Genomic DNA, 18,008 nt, shown 5'->3' with positions numbered 1-18,008 from the left:
ATTTCTCACAAGCGAAACCGTCATTGCGAAAAAGCTCGCGTCGTTCCACCTGGTTGGAATCAGGCAGCCTTCCGGGCAAGGCGCGCCTTGATGCTGTCCACATCGGCGCGCGGGGTCGCAGCGAAAAGCGTCTTTGTGTAGCTGTGCTTCGGATCGCTGAAGACCTCGTCGCGGCTGCCATATTCGACGGCTTCGCCGTAATACATCACCATCACGTCGTCGGCGATATAGCGCACCACCGACAGGTCGTGACTGATGAAGACATAGGTCAGCTGGAATTCGTCCTGCAGATCGGCGAGCAGATTGAGCACCTGGGCCTGCACCGAAAGGTCGAGCGCCGAAACCGGTTCGTCCAGCACCAGAAGCCGCGGGTTGAGCATCAGCGCGCGAGCGATGGCGACGCGCTGGCGCTGGCCGCCGGAGAACATGTGCGGATAGCGGCCGTAGTGCTTCTCCTCAAGCCCGACCTTCTTCAGCATGGCCATGGCCATGTCGCGCCGCTCATCCGCCTTCATGCTGGTGTTGATGATCAGCGGTTCGCTGAGAATGTCGCCGATCTTCTTGCGGGGGTTGAGCGTGCCGTAGGGATTCTGAAAAACGATTTGCACTTTGCGGCGCATTTCCGGGGTAAGGCCATCACTGGCGATATCGACCCTTTCTCCATCAATGAGCATTTCACCCGACGTGGCCGGATCGATCATCGTGACGATCCGTGCCAAGGTCGACTTGCCGCAACCGCTCTCGCCGACGATGGCAAGTGTCTTGCCCTGATCGACCGCGAAACTGACGCCCTTGACGGCATGAACGATCCTGGCCCTTTTGAGCAGGCTGCCCGGGACATGATAGTCGCGGACGATATCTCTGGCTTCGAGAACAGGGGTCATCGGACAGCTCCTGCAAAGATCTGGTCGTCGGTGAGAAACTCGGCAATCGTCGGTAGCCGGTCGCCGGTAGCATTGTCCGGCAGGGCCGAAAGGAGCGCGCGCGTATAGGCGCTTCTGGGGGATTCAAACAGCGACAACACGTCCGCCTCCTCGATCTTGCGGCCCTTGTACTGGACGATGACGCGGTCAGCGGTTTCGGCCACCACGCCCATGTTGTGGGTGATGATGATCATCCCCATGCCATGCTCCGCCTGCAGCCGCATCAGGAGATCCAGAATTTGCTTCTGGATCGTCACGTCGAGGGCCGTCGTCGGCTCGTCGGCGATCAACAGTTTCGGATTGCAGGAAAGCGCAATCGCGATCATGACGCGCTGGCACTGGCCGCCGGACATCTGGTGCGGGAAATGGCTCAGCCGTTCGGCCGGATTAGGAATGCCCACCAGTTCGAAAAGCTCGATGGCACGCGCCCTGCGGGCCGCCTTGTCGAGACCAAGATGGAGGCGCAGCACCTCTTCGATCTGGAAGCCGACCGTGAAACAGGGGTTGAGGCTGGCGATGGGTTCCTGGAAGATCATGGCAATGTCCTTGCCGACGATCCTGCGGCGCTCCGACGACGACATGCCGAGCAGGTCGATGCCGTTGAACTGCAGCTTGTCGGCGGTCACCTTCGCGGTCCAGGGTAAAAGGCCCATTGCCGCGAGCATGGACACCGACTTGCCCGAACCGGACTCGCCAACGATCGCCAGCACCTCGCCCTCGTTCACCTTGAGCGATACGCCGTTAACGGCGCGGAAAGGCCCGGACGCCGTCTGGAATTCGACAACCAGATTTTCGACTTCGAGAAGGGACATCACGACCTCTTCAACTTGGGATCAAGCGCATCGCGCAGGCCGTCTCCCATCAGGTTGATGGCAAGAACGGTAATGAGAATGGCAAGCCCGGGGAACGTCACGACCCACCAAGCGCGCTGGATGAATTCGCGCGCTTCGGCCAGCATCGTGCCCCATTCCGGCGTCGGCGGCTGGGCACCCATGCCGAGGAAGCCCAGAGCTGCCGCATCGAGAATGGCAGCCGAAAAGGCAAGCGTTGCCTGAACGATCAGCGGCGCGAGGCAGTTCGGCAGGATGGTCAGGAACATCAGCCGCAGCGTCCCGGCCCCCGCCACCTTCGAGGCGATGACGTAGTCCTTGGTGCGCTCGGTCATCACCGCCGCACGGGTCAGGCGGACGAAATGCGGCAGGTTGACGAGCGAGATCGCAATCATCGCGTTGAGCAGCCCCGGCCCGAGAACGGCGACCAGCACGAGAGCCAGAAGCAGCGACGGAAACGCCAGGATGATGTCCATTACGCGCATGATGATCGTATCGGTGCGGCCGCGGAAATAGCCTGCGATCAGACCGACAAGCACGCCGGAAACAACCGAAAGACTGACAACGACAACGCCGATAAACAGCGAGAAGCGCGCGCCATAGATCAGGCGGGACAGGATATCGCGGCCGACGGCGTCGGTTCCGAGGAAATAGGTGAACCTGCCGCCTTCGGCCCAGGCCGGCGGCAGCAACAGCACCTCGCGGTTTTGAATGCTGGGGCTATGTGGTGCCACGAACGCAGCGAAAATGGCCAGGAACAGAATGATCAGGAATACCGCAAGACCGATCACCGCGCCCTTGCTGCGGGAAAAATAGAACCAGAACTCGGCGAGACCGGTCGGCGGTGTGGTGGTTTTGAGTTCGACAACAGTCATCGGACCCCTCCTAGTGCCGGATACGCGGATTGATGAAGCCGTAGAGCACATCGACGATGAGGTTGACGACCATGATCACGGCGGCGATCAGCATCAGGCCGCCCTGCACCACCTGATAGTCGCGCTTGAACACCGAATCGACCATCCACTTGCCGATACCCGGCCAGGAGAAGATGGTTTCGGTCAGGATCGCGCCGGCGAGCAGAACCCCTACCTGAAGTCCGATGGTGGTGACGACCGGGATCAGGGCGTTGCGCAGCGCGTGGATACCGATCACCCGGAATGGCGAGAGGCCTTTCGAGCGGGCGGTCCGCACATAGTCCTCGCCGAGCACTTCCAGCATGGCGGAGCGCGTCTGGCGGGCGATGACAGCCAGCGGGATCGTTGCAAGCACGATGGTCGGCAGGATCAGATAGGTGACCGCCGATTTGAAGGCGCCCGCCTGCCCCGAGATGAGGCTGTCGATCAGCATGAAACCTGTGACCTGCGGGAAGAAGTACATCAGCGAGATACGGCCCGAGACGGGCGTCCAACCGAGATATCCCGAGAAGAAGATGACGAGCAGCAGCCCCCACCAGAAGATCGGCATGGAATAACCGACCAGCGCAGTCCCCATCAGCGTCTGATCGAGCCAGGTACCGCGCTTGACCGCGGCCAGCACGCCTGCCGGAACGCCGAGGCAAACGGCCAGAACGATGGCGCAGAGAGACAGCTCAATGGTTGCGGGGAACAACTGAAGGAAATCGGTCAGCACGGCACGTTTGGTGACGATCGAGCTGCCGAAATCGCCCTGCAACAGGTCCAGGAGATAGTCGAAATACTGGATGTAGATCGGCCGGTCGAGGCCGAGGTCGGCCATCAGCTGGGCATGGCGTTCGGGAGACATCACGCGCTCGCCCGACATCAGCATTACCGGATCACCGGGAAGCAGGCGGATGAAGGAGAAAGCGATAATGGATACCCCGATAAACGTGGGGATCAGGACGGCAAGCCGTCCGAAAATAAAGCGCAACATGGGCGTTAGTCCGGTTGTGAAACCGGCGGCCCGAGGAAATCGAGCCGCCGGTAACTGCCACCACACCTGCGGTGGCATAGATAGAATGAAAGATTACTCTGCGATATCAACGCCGTTGAAGCGGTGAATACCGAGCGGATCCATGACGAAGCCGGAGACCTTCTTGCTCAGCGGAACGAAGACGAGCGAGTGGTCGAGCGTGTTCCAGGGGGCTTCCCTCTTGAAGATCACCTGGGCTTCTTCGTAGTATTTCGTGCGCTCTGCGACGTCGGAGGTGGCCTTGGCCTTGGTCATCAGGTCGTCGAACTCCTTGTTGCACCATTGGGCGCGGTTGTTGCCGCCGACAGCGTCGCAACCGAGCAGTGTATCGAGGAAGTTGTCCGGATCACCGTTGTCACCGGTCCAGCCGAGGATGGCCGCACCGTCGCGGTCCTTGGCGGAGGACAGCTTCAGATACTCAGCCCACTCATAGGAGACGATTTCGACCGTCACACCGATCGCGGCCAGATCAGCCTGCATCAGTTCCGCTGCCCGGCGTGCGTTCAGCATGTACGGACGGGCGACCGGCATGGCCCAGATCTTCATCTTGAGATCCTTGACGCCAGCCTCTTCAAGCATCTTCTTGGCCGCTTCGGGATCATACTTGTCGTCCTCGATGGCGTCGTTGTAGGACCACATCGTCGGCGGGATCGGATTCTTGGCGACTTTTGCGGCCCCCTGGAACACGGCATCGACGATAGCCTGCTTGTTGACGGCCATGTTGAGCGCCTTGCGCACCTCAACCTTGTCAAAAGGCGGAACGAGCGTGTTGTAGGCGAGGTAGGCAACGTTCAGGCCTTCCTGCTCCAAAACCGTCAGGTTCTCGTCCTTCTTCAGCTCGGCAACGTCGGCTGCGTTCGGATACGGCATGATGTGGCATTCGCCGGCCTTCAGCTTCTGCGCACGGATTGCGGCGTCAGTGGTGATGGCGAATACGAGATCGTCGATCTTTTCCTTGCCTGCCCAGTAGTCCGGATTGGCCTTGTAGCGGATCGCAGCATCCGTCTGGTAGGCTACGAACGTGAACGGGCCGGTGCCAAGCGGCTGCTGGTTCATCAACTCCATCTTGCCGTCAGCGGCGAGCTTGTCTGCATACTCCTTCGACAGGATAGAGGCGAAATCCATGCCGAGGTTTGCGAGGAACGGCGCTTCGGCCCGCTTCAGCTTGAACTTGACCGTCAGGTCATCGACCTTGGTGATCGACTCGATCAGGTCCGGGAAACCCATGCCCGAGAAATATTCCCAGGAAGCGCCAGCAACGTACTTGTTCCAGGGGTTGTCAGCCTTGTACTGGCGCTCGAACGAGAAGATGACGTCGTCGGCATTGAGTTCGCGGGTCGGCGTGAAGAATTCGGTGGTCTGGAACTTGACGCCAGGGCGCAGCTTGAAAGTGTATTCGGTGCCGTCGGCGGAGACCTCATAGCTTTCAGCCAGGCCGGGTTCGAGCTCCGTCGAGCCATGCTTGAACTCCACCAGACGGTTATAGACCGTGCGCGATGACGCATCGAAAGTCTGGCCGCCCGTGTAGAGGCCCGGATCGAAGCCTTCCGGCGATGCTTCGGAGCAATAGACCAATGTCTTCGACCATGCAGAACCTGCCATCAAAGTGACGATTGCGGTTGCTGCAAGGAGAGTAGAGAGCTTTTTCATGAGCTTGTTTCCCAGTTTTGTTCTTGTTCTCATATTTTTCTGACGCAGAACGCCATTGCTTCCGGTCAAGGCCGGATGGAACGACATTTGATCGCGCAATGCAATAACCGCCCAAAAAAATTTGTCCAATTGGAAAATTCTTCCGAACAAGACAAATGGGGCGGCCATACACGATTTTTTTCACTCGAGAGAGCAGCTGATCGAATCGAATTCGCTTTACCGCCGCTGTCAATCCCAAATTGCGCGGATAGCGATCAAGCCGCCCTCATGGCATAGGGCTTCTGCGGGGCTGGGAGGACTGCCACGCCGAAGTCTGCCAGGCGGGGATAGACCGAGCGACCATATGCAGTTCTCCCTCTTCTCGCGAATCCACCGTCACAACCTTCAAAACCGTCGACAATTGGCTTTTTCGCTGAACTAGCAGTTGCCTAAAGTGATCCGCGCGCTACACTCATATCGCGTGGCACCTGGGGACGGCGGCGTCGTGGCAACTCTTTTGAACAACCACCGGCGATACCATTTCGACAACGATTTGGAGAAAGCTCTCAATCGGGTCGATTTCTTTCGAATTTTCCATACGATGTCGCTGCGTTTTGGTTTCGACCATTTCGCCATCCTGCAACTCGGCAACGAAGGTGGCGCCTGCATGCTGTCGAATCGGCTTGCACTGCATGACCTGCCGGCAGGCCTTGCGGAAGAGTATGACAAACGTCACCGCTTCGGCGACTCCGTTGCCTATAAGAGCCTTCACAAGTCAATCATTCCTTCTATATGGAAAGCCGACGACCCGCCTCACGGCCAAGGTGGCAACCTCGTGGAGCAGCTCGGTTTCGAAATGCTGATCTGCGTGCCGGTGACGGGACTGAACGGCGCTCGCTACGCGGTGCTGTTTCTTGGCGATTGCGAGGACATAGACCAGCAGGCGCATTTCGAGCTCTGTTATGATGCGGTCTGCGCCTTCGATTATTTCTATCGGCTGGTCCTCTCCAACAAGGCGGGCCTGGGCCTGACGCCAAGGGAAACCGAGATACTGCGCTGGATATCTCATGGCAAAACGGCGAGCGAGATCGCCCTGATCGTCTCCGTCTCCGAACACACGGTCAACTCGCACACGGCGACGATCCTGAAGAAACTCGACGTGGTCAATCGAACCCAGATGGTAGCCAAGGCGATACGGGAGCAGATCATCCAGTGATACCCACACCGCAAATCGGAAAGGAGCATACCGCGCCGGTCTTCTTCATCAGCCATTCCACTGAAAAGAACAGCAGATCATCATGACAGAACCAATTCACATCCTGCTCGTCGATGATGATCCGGCCGAAAATCTGATCATGCGCGGCCTGATGAAAAGGGTTTCGAGCGCAGAAATCCATCTGCATTATTGCGAAACGATCGAAGCCGCCCTCGACTTCATCACATCGGGGAAGCGCGTGTCGATGGTGTTGATGGACAACCGGCTGCAGCCGCAGGCAGATTTTCGCGAAACCGTGCCAGCGATGCGCAAACAGGGCTTTATCGGGCCGATCGGGGTGATCTCCTCATCCCTCGCCGACCCCTACTTCGAGAAGTTCGAGGAATACGGCGCCGATTTCCGTATCGATAAGGCGGAACTCGATCCCACTGCGATCGAATTCATCCTCAGGGAATATCTGACAAGGACATAGAACCCACAAAAAAGCCCGGACAAACGTCTCACCCAATTTAAAGGATGAGGCTCACGCTGCTGTCTTCGGGTGGGTCAGTTGGTCGAGACCGAGCAGGAAGTTGATCTGCGGCCGGGCCTTTACCAGATCGTCGATGGAATACTGCTGCAGGACTTCGAAGAAAGCGTTCAGCGCCTTGCGCAGCGCCGCGTTCAGGCCGCAGCTATCGACGAGCGGGCAATCGATCTCCCCCGCCTCGAAACATTCCGCCATGGCAAAGCTGTCCTCAGTCACTTTGACGACGTCGAAGAGACTGATCTCCGCCGCAGGCCTCGGCAGGCGCACACCACCGTTGCGGCCGCGGACCGTCTCAACAAGGCCAGCCTTGTTGAGCGGCTGCAAAATCTTGAACAGAAAGAGTTCGGATACGCCATATGCCCTGGCGATCTCAGGAATGCGGCTCAGATGCCCGTCATTGGCGGCGCAATACATCAGCATGCGGATTGCATAGTTCGTTTGCTTCGTCAGGCGCATTATTTACTCCCGCTCCAGATTTTTGCACCCCTCGGTCCGTGAACCGTTGAGCCTCCCGGCCTGTCGAAATCACAACGCGGAGCAGCGACTCTGCCGGTGATTTCATGACTGTCATCCTCATATAGAACGGATGACAGTTTGGAACAATTCCAAAAAGCAGAAAATCACCTCGGTGTGATCATCGCCAGTCATCCGACGTCGATCTTCCGATCCAGAAAATGCCTAGTCCGGTGTCTGCCGTCCCAACGACGCCGTGAGATCGAGGATCGCCTTCTTGCGCTCCGGGGTGCCTGGATGTGTCGACAGGATACTCGTGCCGGACGTATCTCCGAGTTTCTTCTCAAGGATATCGAAGAAACGAGCAATGGCGGCGGGATCGTATCCGGCCTTTTCCATCAATGCGACCGAATGGCGGTCGGCCGCGGTTTCTGCCGCTCGCGAATAGGACAGCGCGACCAGACCGCCGCCCTGGACAAGCAGGTCCTCGACGCTCTCTCCCACGTCCCCGGCGATCAACATGATCAGGCCGGCCATGCCCGCCGCGCGGTAGATCTGCCGCAGGCTGTGTTCCAGTTCGACATGACCGATCTCGTGTGCCAACACGCCCACAAGCATTTCCGTGTCATTGCCGGCGAGTTCAACGAGTTCGTCGGTGATGATCAGCGTTCCGTCCGGCAGTGCGAAGGCGTTCGGACCGATCGCTCCACCCTCCCGGAAATTCAACGTGTAGGCAGAAGCGCCACGGGCCGATTGCGCCGCGATGCGGGCGAAGCCTTCGGAAATCGCGCGTTTCTTCGCCTCGTCCAGTCTGGTTTCGTCGAGCACGGTTCGATCAAGCGTTTCCAGCGTGCTGACCGACATCAGCCGCGGCACGACCGGTGGCGTGACGGCAACGGCAATCTCGACCAGAACCGGCAGAGCGTAACGGTAGACCAGGCCGGACAGAATGAAAACGGCCGCAACGAAGAGCAGCAAGCGGGGGTGAAACCGCTCGAGGCCATGGACGAGGCCTGCACGCCTGTGCCCTCTGGCAAGCAGCAGACGGTCGATCGCATCGTTGTCAGCGGTTTCGAACAGGGAACCACCTGGAAATCCGACTCTTCGAGGGATCGACCCCACACGCGCCGAAATCTCCAGGAGCGGAAAGGCCGCGGAAGCGAGCGCTGCTTCTTCGCCCTCTTCCGCAACAGCAGCGATCTGCTCGTCCTTTAGCACCAGCCGAGCCGGCACCGACCGGCTGGAATTGCGCGGATGCCAATCCCCGCGGCAAAGCGGCTCATCAGAAGCCAAAATCAAAACCCTCGAACTCCATGAATTCGGCGCCGACGGCGGTACCTTCCTGTTCGACAGCGGCCAAGATTTCGCCGACGTCGCCGTCGAACCGGATTGCCGTATGTTCATTGACATAGCGTGCCGAGCGCACCGCCGCCCAGGGCCGCATCAGGCCGAAAGTGAGAACGGTGACGATCACGTTCGACACTGCGATCCATACATAGCGAGACCGCGACAGATCGCTCTTGAGCATATGCCTGCCGTCGAAAACAGTCGAGGACCAGGCGATGTTGCGCACGCCGGCACGATAGAACAGGGCTGCGATGCCGAACGAGAGAAGCGCTGCCAGATAGCTGACGACGCCCAAAAGAAAGAGCGAGGCGTTCATCTCGGGTGAGACGACATCCGGATTATCAATCAGCGCAACGATGACGGAGACATTGGCAAGAACCGCGACGCCGACGATCAGCATTCCGAGAACGATGATCAGCGCCGAGAAGAGCCAGGTCTGGTAGATCGGCGCCAATCGCGGATCGGTGGCGAATGCGCGGCTGCCATACCGCAGATTGTTGCCCATGTAGCGATACATCCAACGGCTGGCGAGCGGCGCCAGAATGCCGAGCGACAGAAAGGCCAGGACCGGGCCGGCCATGAAGGCGACGAAGGCGCCGCCCATCTTGCCGGTGAAATCGAAACGGACGTTGCGATAGCTGGTCACCCGGGCGCCGAAGCGCAGGCCGCGCATGATCAGCCAGGGGAAGAAGAAGAGAACGACAACGGCCAGCGCAATGCCGGCGATCGGGAACGCTGTCAGCAGAATATTGTAGACGATGAGGTAAGCGAAGACGATCAACCGGCCGATGAAGATCTGCTTGCCCTTGGCGTGATATTCGAAGGCGCGGCCGAGCAGCACCGTGTTGCCGTAGAAATAACGGTTTCGCCGCACCTTCGCCCAGGCGGAATAGATGCCCAGCGTGACGATCGTGAGAAGGATATTGACGATCCAGATGCCGAAATATTCCGAAGCGGTTCCAGTAAAAGACAGCCTTTGAAAGTTCTGTGATTCCCTCGGCAAAGGTGCCGTTTCAATCGCGCTCATGATCGCCCCTCTTCATCATCATTGCGTGTAGATCAGGAAACGGCCGACTATCCCCCGATATTCGACCACCGGAGCAACTCTTAGACGGCTACCACCACAGGTCAACCATCTCGTGCAATCACAACGAAAAAGGGCCTCCGACGAGGAGGCCCAAGTTGTGGGAGGATGTGGATGAAGCTTACTTCATCGTCGGCATGACGAACTCGGCACCGTCCTTGATGCCCGACGGCCAGCGGCTCGTGACCGTCTTGGTGCGGGTCCAGAACTTGATCGAGTCCGTGCCGTGCTGGTTGAGGTCGCCGAAGGAGGAGGACTTCCAGCCACCGAAGGAGTGATAGGCGAGCGGAACCGGGATCGGAACGTTGACGCCGACCATGCCGATATTGATACGGCTTGCGAAATCGCGGGCCGCATCGCCGTCGCGGGTATAGATCGCGACGCCGTTGCCGTATTCATGCTTCATCGGCAGATCGAGGGCTTCCTCGTAATTCTTGGCGCGAACGACGGAGAGAACCGGTCCGAAGATTTCGGTCTTGTAGATGTCCATGTCAGGAGTCACGTTGTCGAACAGGCAGCCGCCGATGAAGTTGCCGTTTTCATAGCCCTGCAGCGAGAAATCACGACCGTCGACGACGAGCTTGGCGCCCTGTTCCAGCCCCTTGTTGATCAGGCCGAGGATACGATCCTTGGCTTCCTTGGTGACGACCGGGCCCATGTCGGCCTTTTCGTCGGTATAGGGCCCAATGCGCAGGCTTTCGACCATAGGGGTCAGCTTGGCGATCAGGCGATCGGCTGTTTCCTTGCCGACGGGAACGGCAACCGAGATCGCCATGCAGCGCTCGCCGGCCGAACCGTAGCCTGCACCTATCAGGGCGTTGGCGGCCTGGTCGAGATCGGCATCCGGCATGATGATCATGTGGTTCTTGGCGCCGCCGAAGCACTGGGCGCGCTTGCCGTTCATCGCGGCCGTACCGTAGACGTAGCGGGCGATCGGCGTCGAACCGACGAAGGACACGGCGGAGATGTCGGGATGCGTCAGGATCGCGTCGACTGCGCCCTTGTCGCCATTGACGACATTGAGGATGCCGGCCGGCAGACCCGCTTCGATCATCAGTTCGGCAAGGCGGATCGGCACGGACGGATCGCGCTCGGACGGCTTCAGGATGAAGGCGTTTCCGCAGGCGATCGCCGGCGCGAACATCCACATCGGGATCATGGCGGGGAAGTTGAAGGGCGTGATGCCGGCGCCGATGCCGACGGCCTGGCGGATCGAATACATGTCGATGTTCGGGCCGGCGCCCTCGGTGAACTCGCTCTTGGCAAGATGTGGAATGCCGATGACGAACTCGCAGACTTCCAGGCCACGGACCACGTCGCCCTTGGCGTCTTCGATGGTCTTGCCATGCTCGCGCGACAGCATTTCGGCCAGTTCGTTCATATTGTCGTTCAGAAGCTGAACGAACTTCATGAAAACGCGGGCGCGGCGTTGCGGGTTCGTCGCGGCCCACTTCGGCTGTGCCGCCTTGGCGTTCTGCACGGCTGCATCCAGCTCCGCATCGCTTGCCAGCGCCACGGTGGCCTGAACCTCGCCGGTTGCCGGATTGTAGACGTTGCTCGTGCGCCCGCTGGTCCCGGCAACGCGCTTGCCGCCGATGAAATGACCAATCTCGTACATGGTGATCCTCCTGATCTTGATTATGGTCGAAGTGTCGCACTACAATATGCACAAATCAACGCGCGATATTCAGGAACCGTTGTGCAAGATTTAATGTCAGCCCGTGATCATGAGGCCCGGATGAATACAGCCGTTGAGAAGATTGTGAGAATAGCGGAACTCGAAATCGATCCAGCCCAGATCGGGGCCTACACTGCCCTCTTGGAGGAGGAGGTCGAAGCCTCCGTTGCAAAGGAATCGGGCGTCCTCATGCTGCATGCCGTCTCGGTCAAGGGCAATCCCGAGAGAATTCGCATCCTTGAAGTTTATGCCAGCCAGCAGGATTACGAAGCCCATCTTCAGACACCGCATTTCCTCAAATACAAGACGCTGACCGGGGACATGGTGAAGTCGCTCAACCTTGTCAATGTGGACCCGATCGTCATGCGAGCCAAATGAGGAATGCTGCATGAACTGGGATGACGTCCGCATGTTCCTCGCTGTTGCCCGCACCGGCCAGATCCTGTCAGCCTCAAAGCGGCTCGGCGTCAATCACGCCACACTGAGCCGGCGGGTGACGGCATTGGAGGAATCCCTGAAGACGCGGCTACTGATCCGCCGCACGAATGGCTGCGACCTCACGGCCGAAGGCGAGATCTTCGTGCACGCGGCCGAGCGGATGGAAACCGAGATGCTGGCCGCGCAGGCGCAGATCGGCCGCATCGACACGGCGATCGCCGGCACGGTGCGTGTCGGCGCACCGGACGGTTTCGGCGTCTCCTTCCTGGCGCCGCGCCTTGGCCGGCTGACGGCGCGCTTTCCGGAACTGCGTATCCAACTGGTGCCCGTCCCCCGCTCGTTCTCCCTGTCGCAGCGCGAAGCTGACATCGCCATTACGCTGGAGCGGCCGGAACAGGGCCGGTTGATCTCCTTTAAGCTGACCGACTACACGCTCGGACTGTACGCCTCGCAAGAATATCTCGCCGCCAACGGAACACTTGAGACCATCGAGGATCTGAAGAGCCATCGTCGCATTGGCTATGTCGAGGACCTGATCTTCACGGCGTCGCTCAATTTTACCGGCGAGGTCATGCGCAGCTGGGATGCATCCTTCGAAATCTCCAGCGCCACGGGCCAGACCGAGGCGGTGCGTTCCAGCGCCGGGGTCGGCATCCTGCACAACTACATCGCCCGGCAATATCCAGAGCTGATCCGCATCCTGCCGGAGACGACGATCCGCCGGGCCTACTGGACGACCTATCACGAAAGCGCCCGCGATCTCGTGCGCGTCCGCACCGTCGCTGATTTCCTTCAGGAACTGGTGACGGCGGAGCATCGCATTTTTGTTTGAATGGTATTCTTGCGGCAAGAGCCGACAGGAAGGTGATGTACAATCTTGAAGAGATGAAGGGAAAAAATGGTACGGTTGGGTGGTCTCGAACCACCGACCTCAGGTGCCACAAACCTGCGCTCTAACCAACTGAGCTACAACCGCACACAAGACAGACACGCGAACCATCGTCCGGCGCCGCTTTCCGGGTCAAATACGGACAGTCCGCATTTTTTGCAAGACATAACTTGCCGTTTGATGTGAAAAAACCGGGTGACGGATCACCCGGTTCTCTTGATGAGGCCATACCGGTGAACCGGCGCTGGCGAAATCAGCTCTTCTTGAAGCCGGAGATGACCTTTTCGGCAGCGTCCTTGCCGGGCTTCGCGACGTTTTCGGCAACCTTGCGGGTGGCTTCCTGCATCGCCTTGGCCTGCTCGACGGCAAGCTCGGCCTGCTTGCGGATGAAGGCAGTCTGCAGCTCGAAGAATTCGGAAACCGACTTGACGCCGAGCAGCGCTTCCAGATGCGAGAGCGAGTTCTCGGCATTGGTGCGCAGGGCGTCGATCGCCTTGAGGCCGAGTTCGACCGTGCCGGACTGGGCGCTTTCGAGCGTTGCTTCAACGGTCTTCGTCGCGTCTTCGGCGGCGGTCTTCACCTTTGCATAGGCTTCCTTCGACTGTGCGGCGCCCTTTTCGGCGAAATCGCGGAAGGTCTCGGTGACCTTGGTCGGGTCGAATGCAGCCAGCGAAAAGGCATCATCTGTTTTCTTGGTAGCCATGATCTGCGCTCCTTGGTTTGGGCCCTCTCCTGAGGCACCCGCGTTGAGATGATGTCTATATAGGCGATTTCATTGTGCATTGCAATATATTTGTGCATTGCACAACAAACAAAACGGCCGGCATTAACCTTTCGCGGCGAAAGACCGGTGGCGCATGGCCCGCAAGCTGGACCCCCGCCGCCCCGACGGCTATTAATACACTGTTAACATACTCGTCCGTGTGACGGCTTTAAACAGGTCAGCCGATGCCCGCAAAATCGTATCCCTTCATCGACATCGCCGTTCACGAACGGGTGCGGGAGCATTTTGCGCGAGGCGATGCGGCCGTGTTGTTTTCGCCGGACATGAAACAGGTGCTGTGGTCGAATGGCGAAGGTGCCTTCCTGTTCGGCCTCGCGTCGATCTATGACTTCATCGACACCGGCGCCAACCGCAGCGACGCTGCCTATCGCCAGTTGGAAACGGCGGCGCGGCAGCTCGAACGCAGCGGCGACAAACGGTCGTTCCTGATGCGCGTTGCCTCGGGCTTCCAGCGCGTTTCCGTCGGCGCTTCGGTGGAGATGATCACGGTGCGGCCCGGTGAGACCGCAATCCTTTTCGCAGCTCCCCGCACCGGCAGGCCGCTCTCAACAGAACAACGTGCCGCCCGGATGATTTCCGGCTTCGACGACCCCGATACCCATATGGCGGTCCTTGACAGCGAAGGCTCGCTTCTTGCCGCCTCCGCCGGATTCGACGCTCTTTTGATAACGCCACAGACCTGCCGGGCGCTGGTCACCGCGGTTGGCCGCGACAGCGACTGGCTGCTCAAGCGCCCGGTCCCGACCGGCAAGGGCAATCTGCCGGCAGCGATCGGCAAACTTTCCGAAAATCCTGCCCTGCACCTGCTTTTCGCCGTCGAGACCATCCTCGGCAATCTCGACGCAGGTGCAGATTTCCGCGAGACCGAGGAAAACGACGCCGGTATCGTAAAAGAATCGCCGCCGTTGTCGACGGCAATCGCCCCGCTTCTTTCGGCAGCAGGCTTGCCGCACGATGTTATCGACGAGCTCGAAACGATCGAGGAAATCCCCGCCGATGGCGACAGCTTTACGGAATTGCTGGAAGCGCCTGAGGCCGAGAATGTCTTGCCGACCGGCACGCTGACGGACGCGCCTGCCGATGATCGTTCCGGGCAGGACACAAAAGACGAGCCCGTCCTTACGGACACGCTGGTTTCTGCCGAAGAGCCCCAACAGCCTTCCATCGATCCTCTCGCCATTGCACCGGAAGCAGCAGGCCCCGATGCTGACGAGCCGCAGCCGGACTTCTCGTCCGCTGAGGCTACGGAACAAGACCGCCAGGAGGTCGAGGAAGCCATCACCGCCGAGGCCGAACAAACGGACCGTGCAGTCGCGGAGGAAGCGCTCGATGAGGCGCAGCAGGACGCCGACGTTCCGGCTGCGCCTTCCAGTGAGCCGAACGGGCTGGAGGGGACGCCGGAAGAACCGCCTCTGGACGAGGATGTTGCAGCAACGCAGGTCGAAACCACCTCGGAAGAGGGCCTTCAGGATGAGGCCCTCACCGGCGGCGCCTCGCGCTTCCGCTTCACACCGAACAGCCGGGCCGTGCGTTTCGTCTGGAAGATCGATGCCGACGGGCGGTTCAGCGAGATTTCCGAGGAATTTGCAACGGCAGTCGGGCCGAAATCCGCCGATGTCGCCGGCCAGCGTTTCACCGAGCTGGCGGCGCGATACCATCTCGACCCTGGCAACACGATTGGCGAATTGCTGACGCGGCGCGATACCTGGTCCGGCAAGACCATTTATTGGCCGGTCGAAGGGACAAGCCTGCAGGTCCCTGTCGACCTGGCGGCCCTTCCGACCTATTCGCGCAACCGCGAATTTGACGGCTTCCGCGGCTTTGGCATCGTTCGCGTGGCCGATGCGGTCGAGGACGAACAGGCCATGGGCCTGACATTCGGCGAGTCGCCGCTCGTCAACGAGAACGCGCCATCAGAAATTGATGGCGCTACCGGTGGTACCGCAAACGCAGATAATGCTCGCGACGACCAGGAACGCACAGTGGACGACTCGATCCTGGACGAGACCATCGTGGATGACGGGATAGCAGGCGACGGCACCGATGACGGCATGGAAACCGTGCCAGCGGAGCCTGCCGCCGAGGCCGAGCCGGAAGGGTCCAGCGAGGAAGACCTGTCGGTCGAACCGGAACAGCCTGCAGCGGCGGAGCTTCCGCCGGACGATCCTTTCCGGGGTGAGCGCCCGGCATTGAAGCTGGTCGAGACGCCGAGGCGCCGCGCGTCCGACAAAGTGGTCGAGCTCGACCGCCACCGCCCGCTCGGCGCCGAGACTTTGAGCCGCAGCGAACAGGCCGCGTTTCTTGAGATCGCACGTCAGTTGGGTGGAACCTTCGGCAAGCGGGCAAATGAAGACGTGCCCGCGACCGACAGGTCCGTCGCCGATGAGCGAGTGCTCACCGAACCCGTCGAGGAGACGGCTTCGATGAAAGCCGGCGACACCGGCAAGAGCGCTTCTGCCGATACCGACACCGCAGCGACCGCCGCCAGCGAAACCACCCTGCCGGAAACCCTTGCAGCGGTCGTCCCGCCGCGCACCAGCAGCAACAGCAGCCTGACGCCGGAACTCCTCGACAATCTGCCGATTGCCCTTCTGGTTCACAGCGGCGACGAGCTGTTCCATGTCAATTCGGAGTTCCTCAAGCTCACCGGCTATTCCAGCCTCGACGAATTGCGGGAAGAAGGCGGGATCGATGCCCTTTTCGCCGATGACGATGACCGTCTCCTCGACATGCCGAACGGCGCCATGATGGTCATCAGAAGCGACGGCACTCTGATCCCGGTGACGGCGCGGCTGCAATCGATCCGCTGGGAAGACAAGAGTGCGCTGATGATGGCGCTATCGGCCCTGCATGCGCCGGCAGCACCGGTCGCAGCCGAGGCCCCGCCAGAAGACATCGCACCAGAGGCCGAGGAGAATGCGGAAATCCAGGCCTTGCGCATGGAAACCGAAGAACTGCACTCGATCCTCGAAACCGCGACGGACGGCGTTGTCGTTGTCGGCGCAGAGGGAGAAATACGCTCGCTAAATCGCTCCGCAAGCGCGCTGTTCAACTATGACGACGGCGAGGTCCGCGGCAAGCCGTTTGCCATGCTGTTTGCCCATGAGAGCCAGAAGGCCGTGCTCGACTATCTCTCCGGCCTTTCCGGTCATGGCGTTGCCAGCGTGCTGAATGACGGCCGGGAAGTGATCGGTCGCGAGGCATCCGGTGGCTTCATCCCGCTGTTCATGACGATGGGCCGCCTCTCTTCCTCGAACGGATTCTGCGCCGTCATCCGCGACATCACCCAATGGAAGCGGACGGAAGAGGAACTGCGCAACGCCAAACGTGCGGCCGAGACGGCGAATGCCCACAAGAGCGATTTTCTCGCCCGTGTCAGCCATGAGATTCGCACGCCCTTGAACGCGATCATCGGCTTTTCCGACATGATGGCCAGCGAGCATTTCGGCCCGATCGGCAATCCCCGCTACGTCGAATACGCAAATGACATCGGCCGCTCCGGCCGCCACGTGCTCGACATCGTCAACGACCTGCTCGACATCTCCAAGATCGAAGCCGGGGAGATGGATCTGGAATTCACCGCCGTCGAGATCAATGACGCGGTGTCCGAAGCCGTGTCGCTGGTGCAGCCGCAGGCCAACAGCCAGCGCGTGATCATCCGGACCTCGCTATCTGGTTCGGTGCCGAACGTGGTCGCCGACAACCGCTCGATCAAGCAGATCGCTCTCAACATCCTGTCGAACGCCATCCGCTTCACGCCGTCGGGCGGCCAGATCGTCGTCTCGACGGCCTACGAGGCCAATGGAAGCGTCGTCCTGCGCATCCGCGATACCGGCGTCGGCATGACCCGCACCGAGCTTGAGCAGGCGATGAAGCCTTTCCGGCAGGTGACCACGGGCGTGCGCAAGCGCGGCGACGGCACCGGCCTCGGCCTGCCGCTGACGAAGGCCATGGCGGAAGCGAACCGGGCGCAGTTCTCGATCAGTTCGACGCCGAACGAAGGCACCCTGGTGGAGATTTCCTTTCCATCGCAGCGCGTGCTGGCAAACTAGCGGCACACCCTGAAAGTTGGAAATGAAAGTAAAAAAAGAGGCAGCCAAGAAGCTGCCTCGATAAGTTGAATGCTAAACAGGTGCACGAGAAGCAGTGACGTCAGGTCCGTGCCGGCTTTGCTGCCGAGAACCAGCCCTCACGTCGGGTAACCTCAAGTTGAAGGCACCATGCGCTGCCATTTGTAAACAAAACCTTTCCGCATCATCCGCAAATTTTAAGCATTCGG

Annotated in this window: 15 protein-coding genes and 1 tRNA gene; 5 read left to right on the top strand and 11 right to left on the bottom strand. The window is 59.9% G+C overall.

The features are described 5' to 3' along the window. Positions 1-59: 59 nt before the first annotated feature. The 5 genes from JNB71_RS10545 to JNB71_RS10525 form a co-directional block, all read right to left on the bottom strand. A complete protein-coding gene (locus JNB71_RS10545; protein ID WP_220371744.1) occupies positions 60-884 on the bottom strand; it encodes a dipeptide ABC transporter ATP-binding protein in 825 nt (274 codons plus the stop codon). Beyond that, on the bottom strand, positions 881-1,735 hold the full coding sequence (locus JNB71_RS10540; RefSeq protein ID WP_220371743.1) for an ABC transporter ATP-binding protein: 855 nt from the start codon (positions 1,733-1,735) through the stop codon (positions 881-883). The genes JNB71_RS10545 and JNB71_RS10540 overlap by 4 nt, the downstream gene beginning before the upstream one ends. Continuing rightward, positions 1,735-2,628 carry an ABC transporter permease subunit gene (locus JNB71_RS10535; RefSeq protein ID WP_220371742.1) on the bottom strand — a complete coding sequence of 298 codons (894 nt, stop codon included), beginning with the start codon at positions 2,626-2,628 and terminating at the stop codon, positions 1,735-1,737. Before JNB71_RS10535 ends, JNB71_RS10540 begins: the two co-directional genes overlap by 1 nt. Positions 2,629-2,638: 10 nt before the next feature. Further along, positions 2,639-3,643, bottom strand: a complete 1,005-nt coding sequence (locus JNB71_RS10530) for an ABC transporter permease subunit (RefSeq protein WP_220371741.1) — start codon at positions 3,641-3,643, stop codon at positions 2,639-2,641. Positions 3,644-3,736: 93 nt separating this feature from the next. Continuing rightward, the gene (locus JNB71_RS10525; RefSeq protein ID WP_220371740.1) at positions 3,737-5,332 is read right to left on the bottom strand and encodes an ABC transporter substrate-binding protein; all 1,596 of its coding nucleotides are present in this window, start codon (positions 5,330-5,332) and stop codon (positions 3,737-3,739) included. Positions 5,333-5,816: 484 nt separating this feature from the next. Here JNB71_RS10525 and JNB71_RS10520 point away from each other — a divergent pair, with 484 nt between their 5' ends. Both JNB71_RS10520 and JNB71_RS10515 read left to right on the top strand, forming a co-directional pair. Then, positions 5,817-6,527, top strand: a complete 711-nt coding sequence (locus JNB71_RS10520) for a helix-turn-helix domain-containing protein (RefSeq protein WP_220371739.1) — start codon at positions 5,817-5,819, stop codon at positions 6,525-6,527. 82 nt (positions 6,528-6,609) lie between these two features. Further along, positions 6,610-6,999: a response regulator gene (locus JNB71_RS10515; protein ID WP_220371738.1), complete on the top strand. Its 390-nt coding sequence runs from the start codon at positions 6,610-6,612 to the stop codon at positions 6,997-6,999. A gap of 51 nt (positions 7,000-7,050) precedes the next feature. Here the strand turns inward: JNB71_RS10515 and rirA are convergent, their stop codons facing one another. The 4 genes from rirA to JNB71_RS10495 form a co-directional block, all read right to left on the bottom strand. After that, entirely contained in the window at positions 7,051-7,512 is a 462-nt protein-coding gene (gene rirA, locus JNB71_RS10510; RefSeq protein WP_018324244.1) for an iron-responsive transcriptional regulator RirA, read from the bottom strand. Between the two features lie 222 nt (positions 7,513-7,734). Continuing rightward, the gene (locus JNB71_RS10505) at positions 7,735-8,802 is read right to left on the bottom strand and encodes a M48 family metallopeptidase (RefSeq protein ID WP_220371737.1); all 1,068 of its coding nucleotides are present in this window, start codon (positions 8,800-8,802) and stop codon (positions 7,735-7,737) included. Further along, on the bottom strand, positions 8,792-9,883 hold the full coding sequence (locus JNB71_RS10500) for a YjgN family protein (protein WP_220371736.1): 1,092 nt from the start codon (positions 9,881-9,883) through the stop codon (positions 8,792-8,794). Before JNB71_RS10500 ends, JNB71_RS10505 begins: the two co-directional genes overlap by 11 nt. Positions 9,884-10,061: 178 nt before the next feature. Beyond that, positions 10,062-11,558: a CoA-acylating methylmalonate-semialdehyde dehydrogenase gene (locus JNB71_RS10495; protein ID WP_220371735.1), complete on the bottom strand. Its 1,497-nt coding sequence runs from the start codon at positions 11,556-11,558 to the stop codon at positions 10,062-10,064. A 120-nt stretch (positions 11,559-11,678) separates the two neighbouring features. On the opposite strand from JNB71_RS10495, the gene JNB71_RS10490 reads away from it, so the two are divergent. Together JNB71_RS10490 and JNB71_RS10485 are read left to right on the top strand one after the other, a co-directional pair. Continuing rightward, positions 11,679-11,996, top strand: a complete 318-nt coding sequence (locus JNB71_RS10490) for a putative quinol monooxygenase (protein ID WP_220371734.1) — start codon at positions 11,679-11,681, stop codon at positions 11,994-11,996. Between the two features lie 10 nt (positions 11,997-12,006). Next, entirely contained in the window at positions 12,007-12,888 is an 882-nt protein-coding gene (locus JNB71_RS10485; RefSeq protein ID WP_220371733.1) for a LysR family transcriptional regulator, read from the top strand. Between the two features lie 67 nt (positions 12,889-12,955). On the opposite strand, the gene JNB71_RS10480 is transcribed toward JNB71_RS10485, so the two are convergent. Further along, positions 12,956-13,032, bottom strand: a tRNA-His gene (locus tag JNB71_RS10480). Positions 13,033-13,198: 166 nt separating this feature from the next. After that, the gene (locus tag JNB71_RS10475) at positions 13,199-13,648 is read right to left on the bottom strand and encodes a phasin (protein WP_018324238.1); all 450 of its coding nucleotides are present in this window, start codon (positions 13,646-13,648) and stop codon (positions 13,199-13,201) included. Between the two features lie 245 nt (positions 13,649-13,893). Between JNB71_RS10475 and JNB71_RS10470 the strand changes: the two genes are divergently transcribed. Then, positions 13,894-17,781, top strand: coding sequence for a PAS domain S-box protein (locus JNB71_RS10470; protein ID WP_220371732.1), 3,888 nt, complete (start codon positions 13,894-13,896; stop codon positions 17,779-17,781). Positions 17,782-18,008 lie beyond the last annotated feature (227 nt).

The organism is Rhizobium herbae (assembly GCF_019511375.1).
Taxonomy (GTDB): domain Bacteria; phylum Pseudomonadota; class Alphaproteobacteria; order Rhizobiales; family Rhizobiaceae; genus Pararhizobium; species Pararhizobium herbae_A.
The sequence above is the reverse complement of the archived record's forward strand: the minus strand, read 5'-3'. Positions and strand labels throughout refer to the sequence as shown.

What these genes read in the sequence shown, in the direction of transcription:
- JNB71_RS10545 (WP_220371744.1), bottom strand. Translation starts at nt 884, where the DNA reads ATGACCCCTGTTCTCGAAGCCAGAGATATCGTCCGCGACTATCATGTC.
- JNB71_RS10540 (WP_220371743.1), bottom strand. Translation starts at nt 1,735, where the DNA reads ATGTCCCTTCTCGAAGTCGAAAATCTGGTTGTCGAATTCCAGACGGCG.
- JNB71_RS10535 (WP_220371742.1), bottom strand. Translation starts at nt 2,628, where the DNA reads ATGACTGTTGTCGAACTCAAAACCACCACACCGCCGACCGGTCTCGCC.
- JNB71_RS10530 (WP_220371741.1), bottom strand. Translation starts at nt 3,643, where the DNA reads ATGTTGCGCTTTATTTTCGGACGGCTTGCCGTCCTGATCCCCACGTTT.
- JNB71_RS10525 (WP_220371740.1), bottom strand. Translation starts at nt 5,332, where the DNA reads ATGAAAAAGCTCTCTACTCTCCTTGCAGCAACCGCAATCGTCACTTTG.
- JNB71_RS10515 (WP_220371738.1), top strand. Translation starts at nt 6,610, where the DNA reads ATGACAGAACCAATTCACATCCTGCTCGTCGATGATGATCCGGCCGAA.
- rirA (WP_018324244.1), bottom strand. Translation starts at nt 7,512, where the DNA reads ATGCGCCTGACGAAGCAAACGAACTATGCAATCCGCATGCTGATGTAT.
- JNB71_RS10500 (WP_220371736.1), bottom strand. Translation starts at nt 9,883, where the DNA reads ATGAGCGCGATTGAAACGGCACCTTTGCCGAGGGAATCACAGAACTTT.
- JNB71_RS10495 (WP_220371735.1), bottom strand. Translation starts at nt 11,558, where the DNA reads ATGTACGAGATTGGTCATTTCATCGGCGGCAAGCGCGTTGCCGGGACC.
- JNB71_RS10490 (WP_220371734.1), top strand. Translation starts at nt 11,679, where the DNA reads ATGAATACAGCCGTTGAGAAGATTGTGAGAATAGCGGAACTCGAAATC.
- JNB71_RS10485 (WP_220371733.1), top strand. Translation starts at nt 12,007, where the DNA reads ATGAACTGGGATGACGTCCGCATGTTCCTCGCTGTTGCCCGCACCGGC.
- JNB71_RS10475 (WP_018324238.1), bottom strand. Translation starts at nt 13,648, where the DNA reads ATGGCTACCAAGAAAACAGATGATGCCTTTTCGCTGGCTGCATTCGAC.
- JNB71_RS10470 (WP_220371732.1), top strand. Translation starts at nt 13,894, where the DNA reads ATGCCCGCAAAATCGTATCCCTTCATCGACATCGCCGTTCACGAACGG.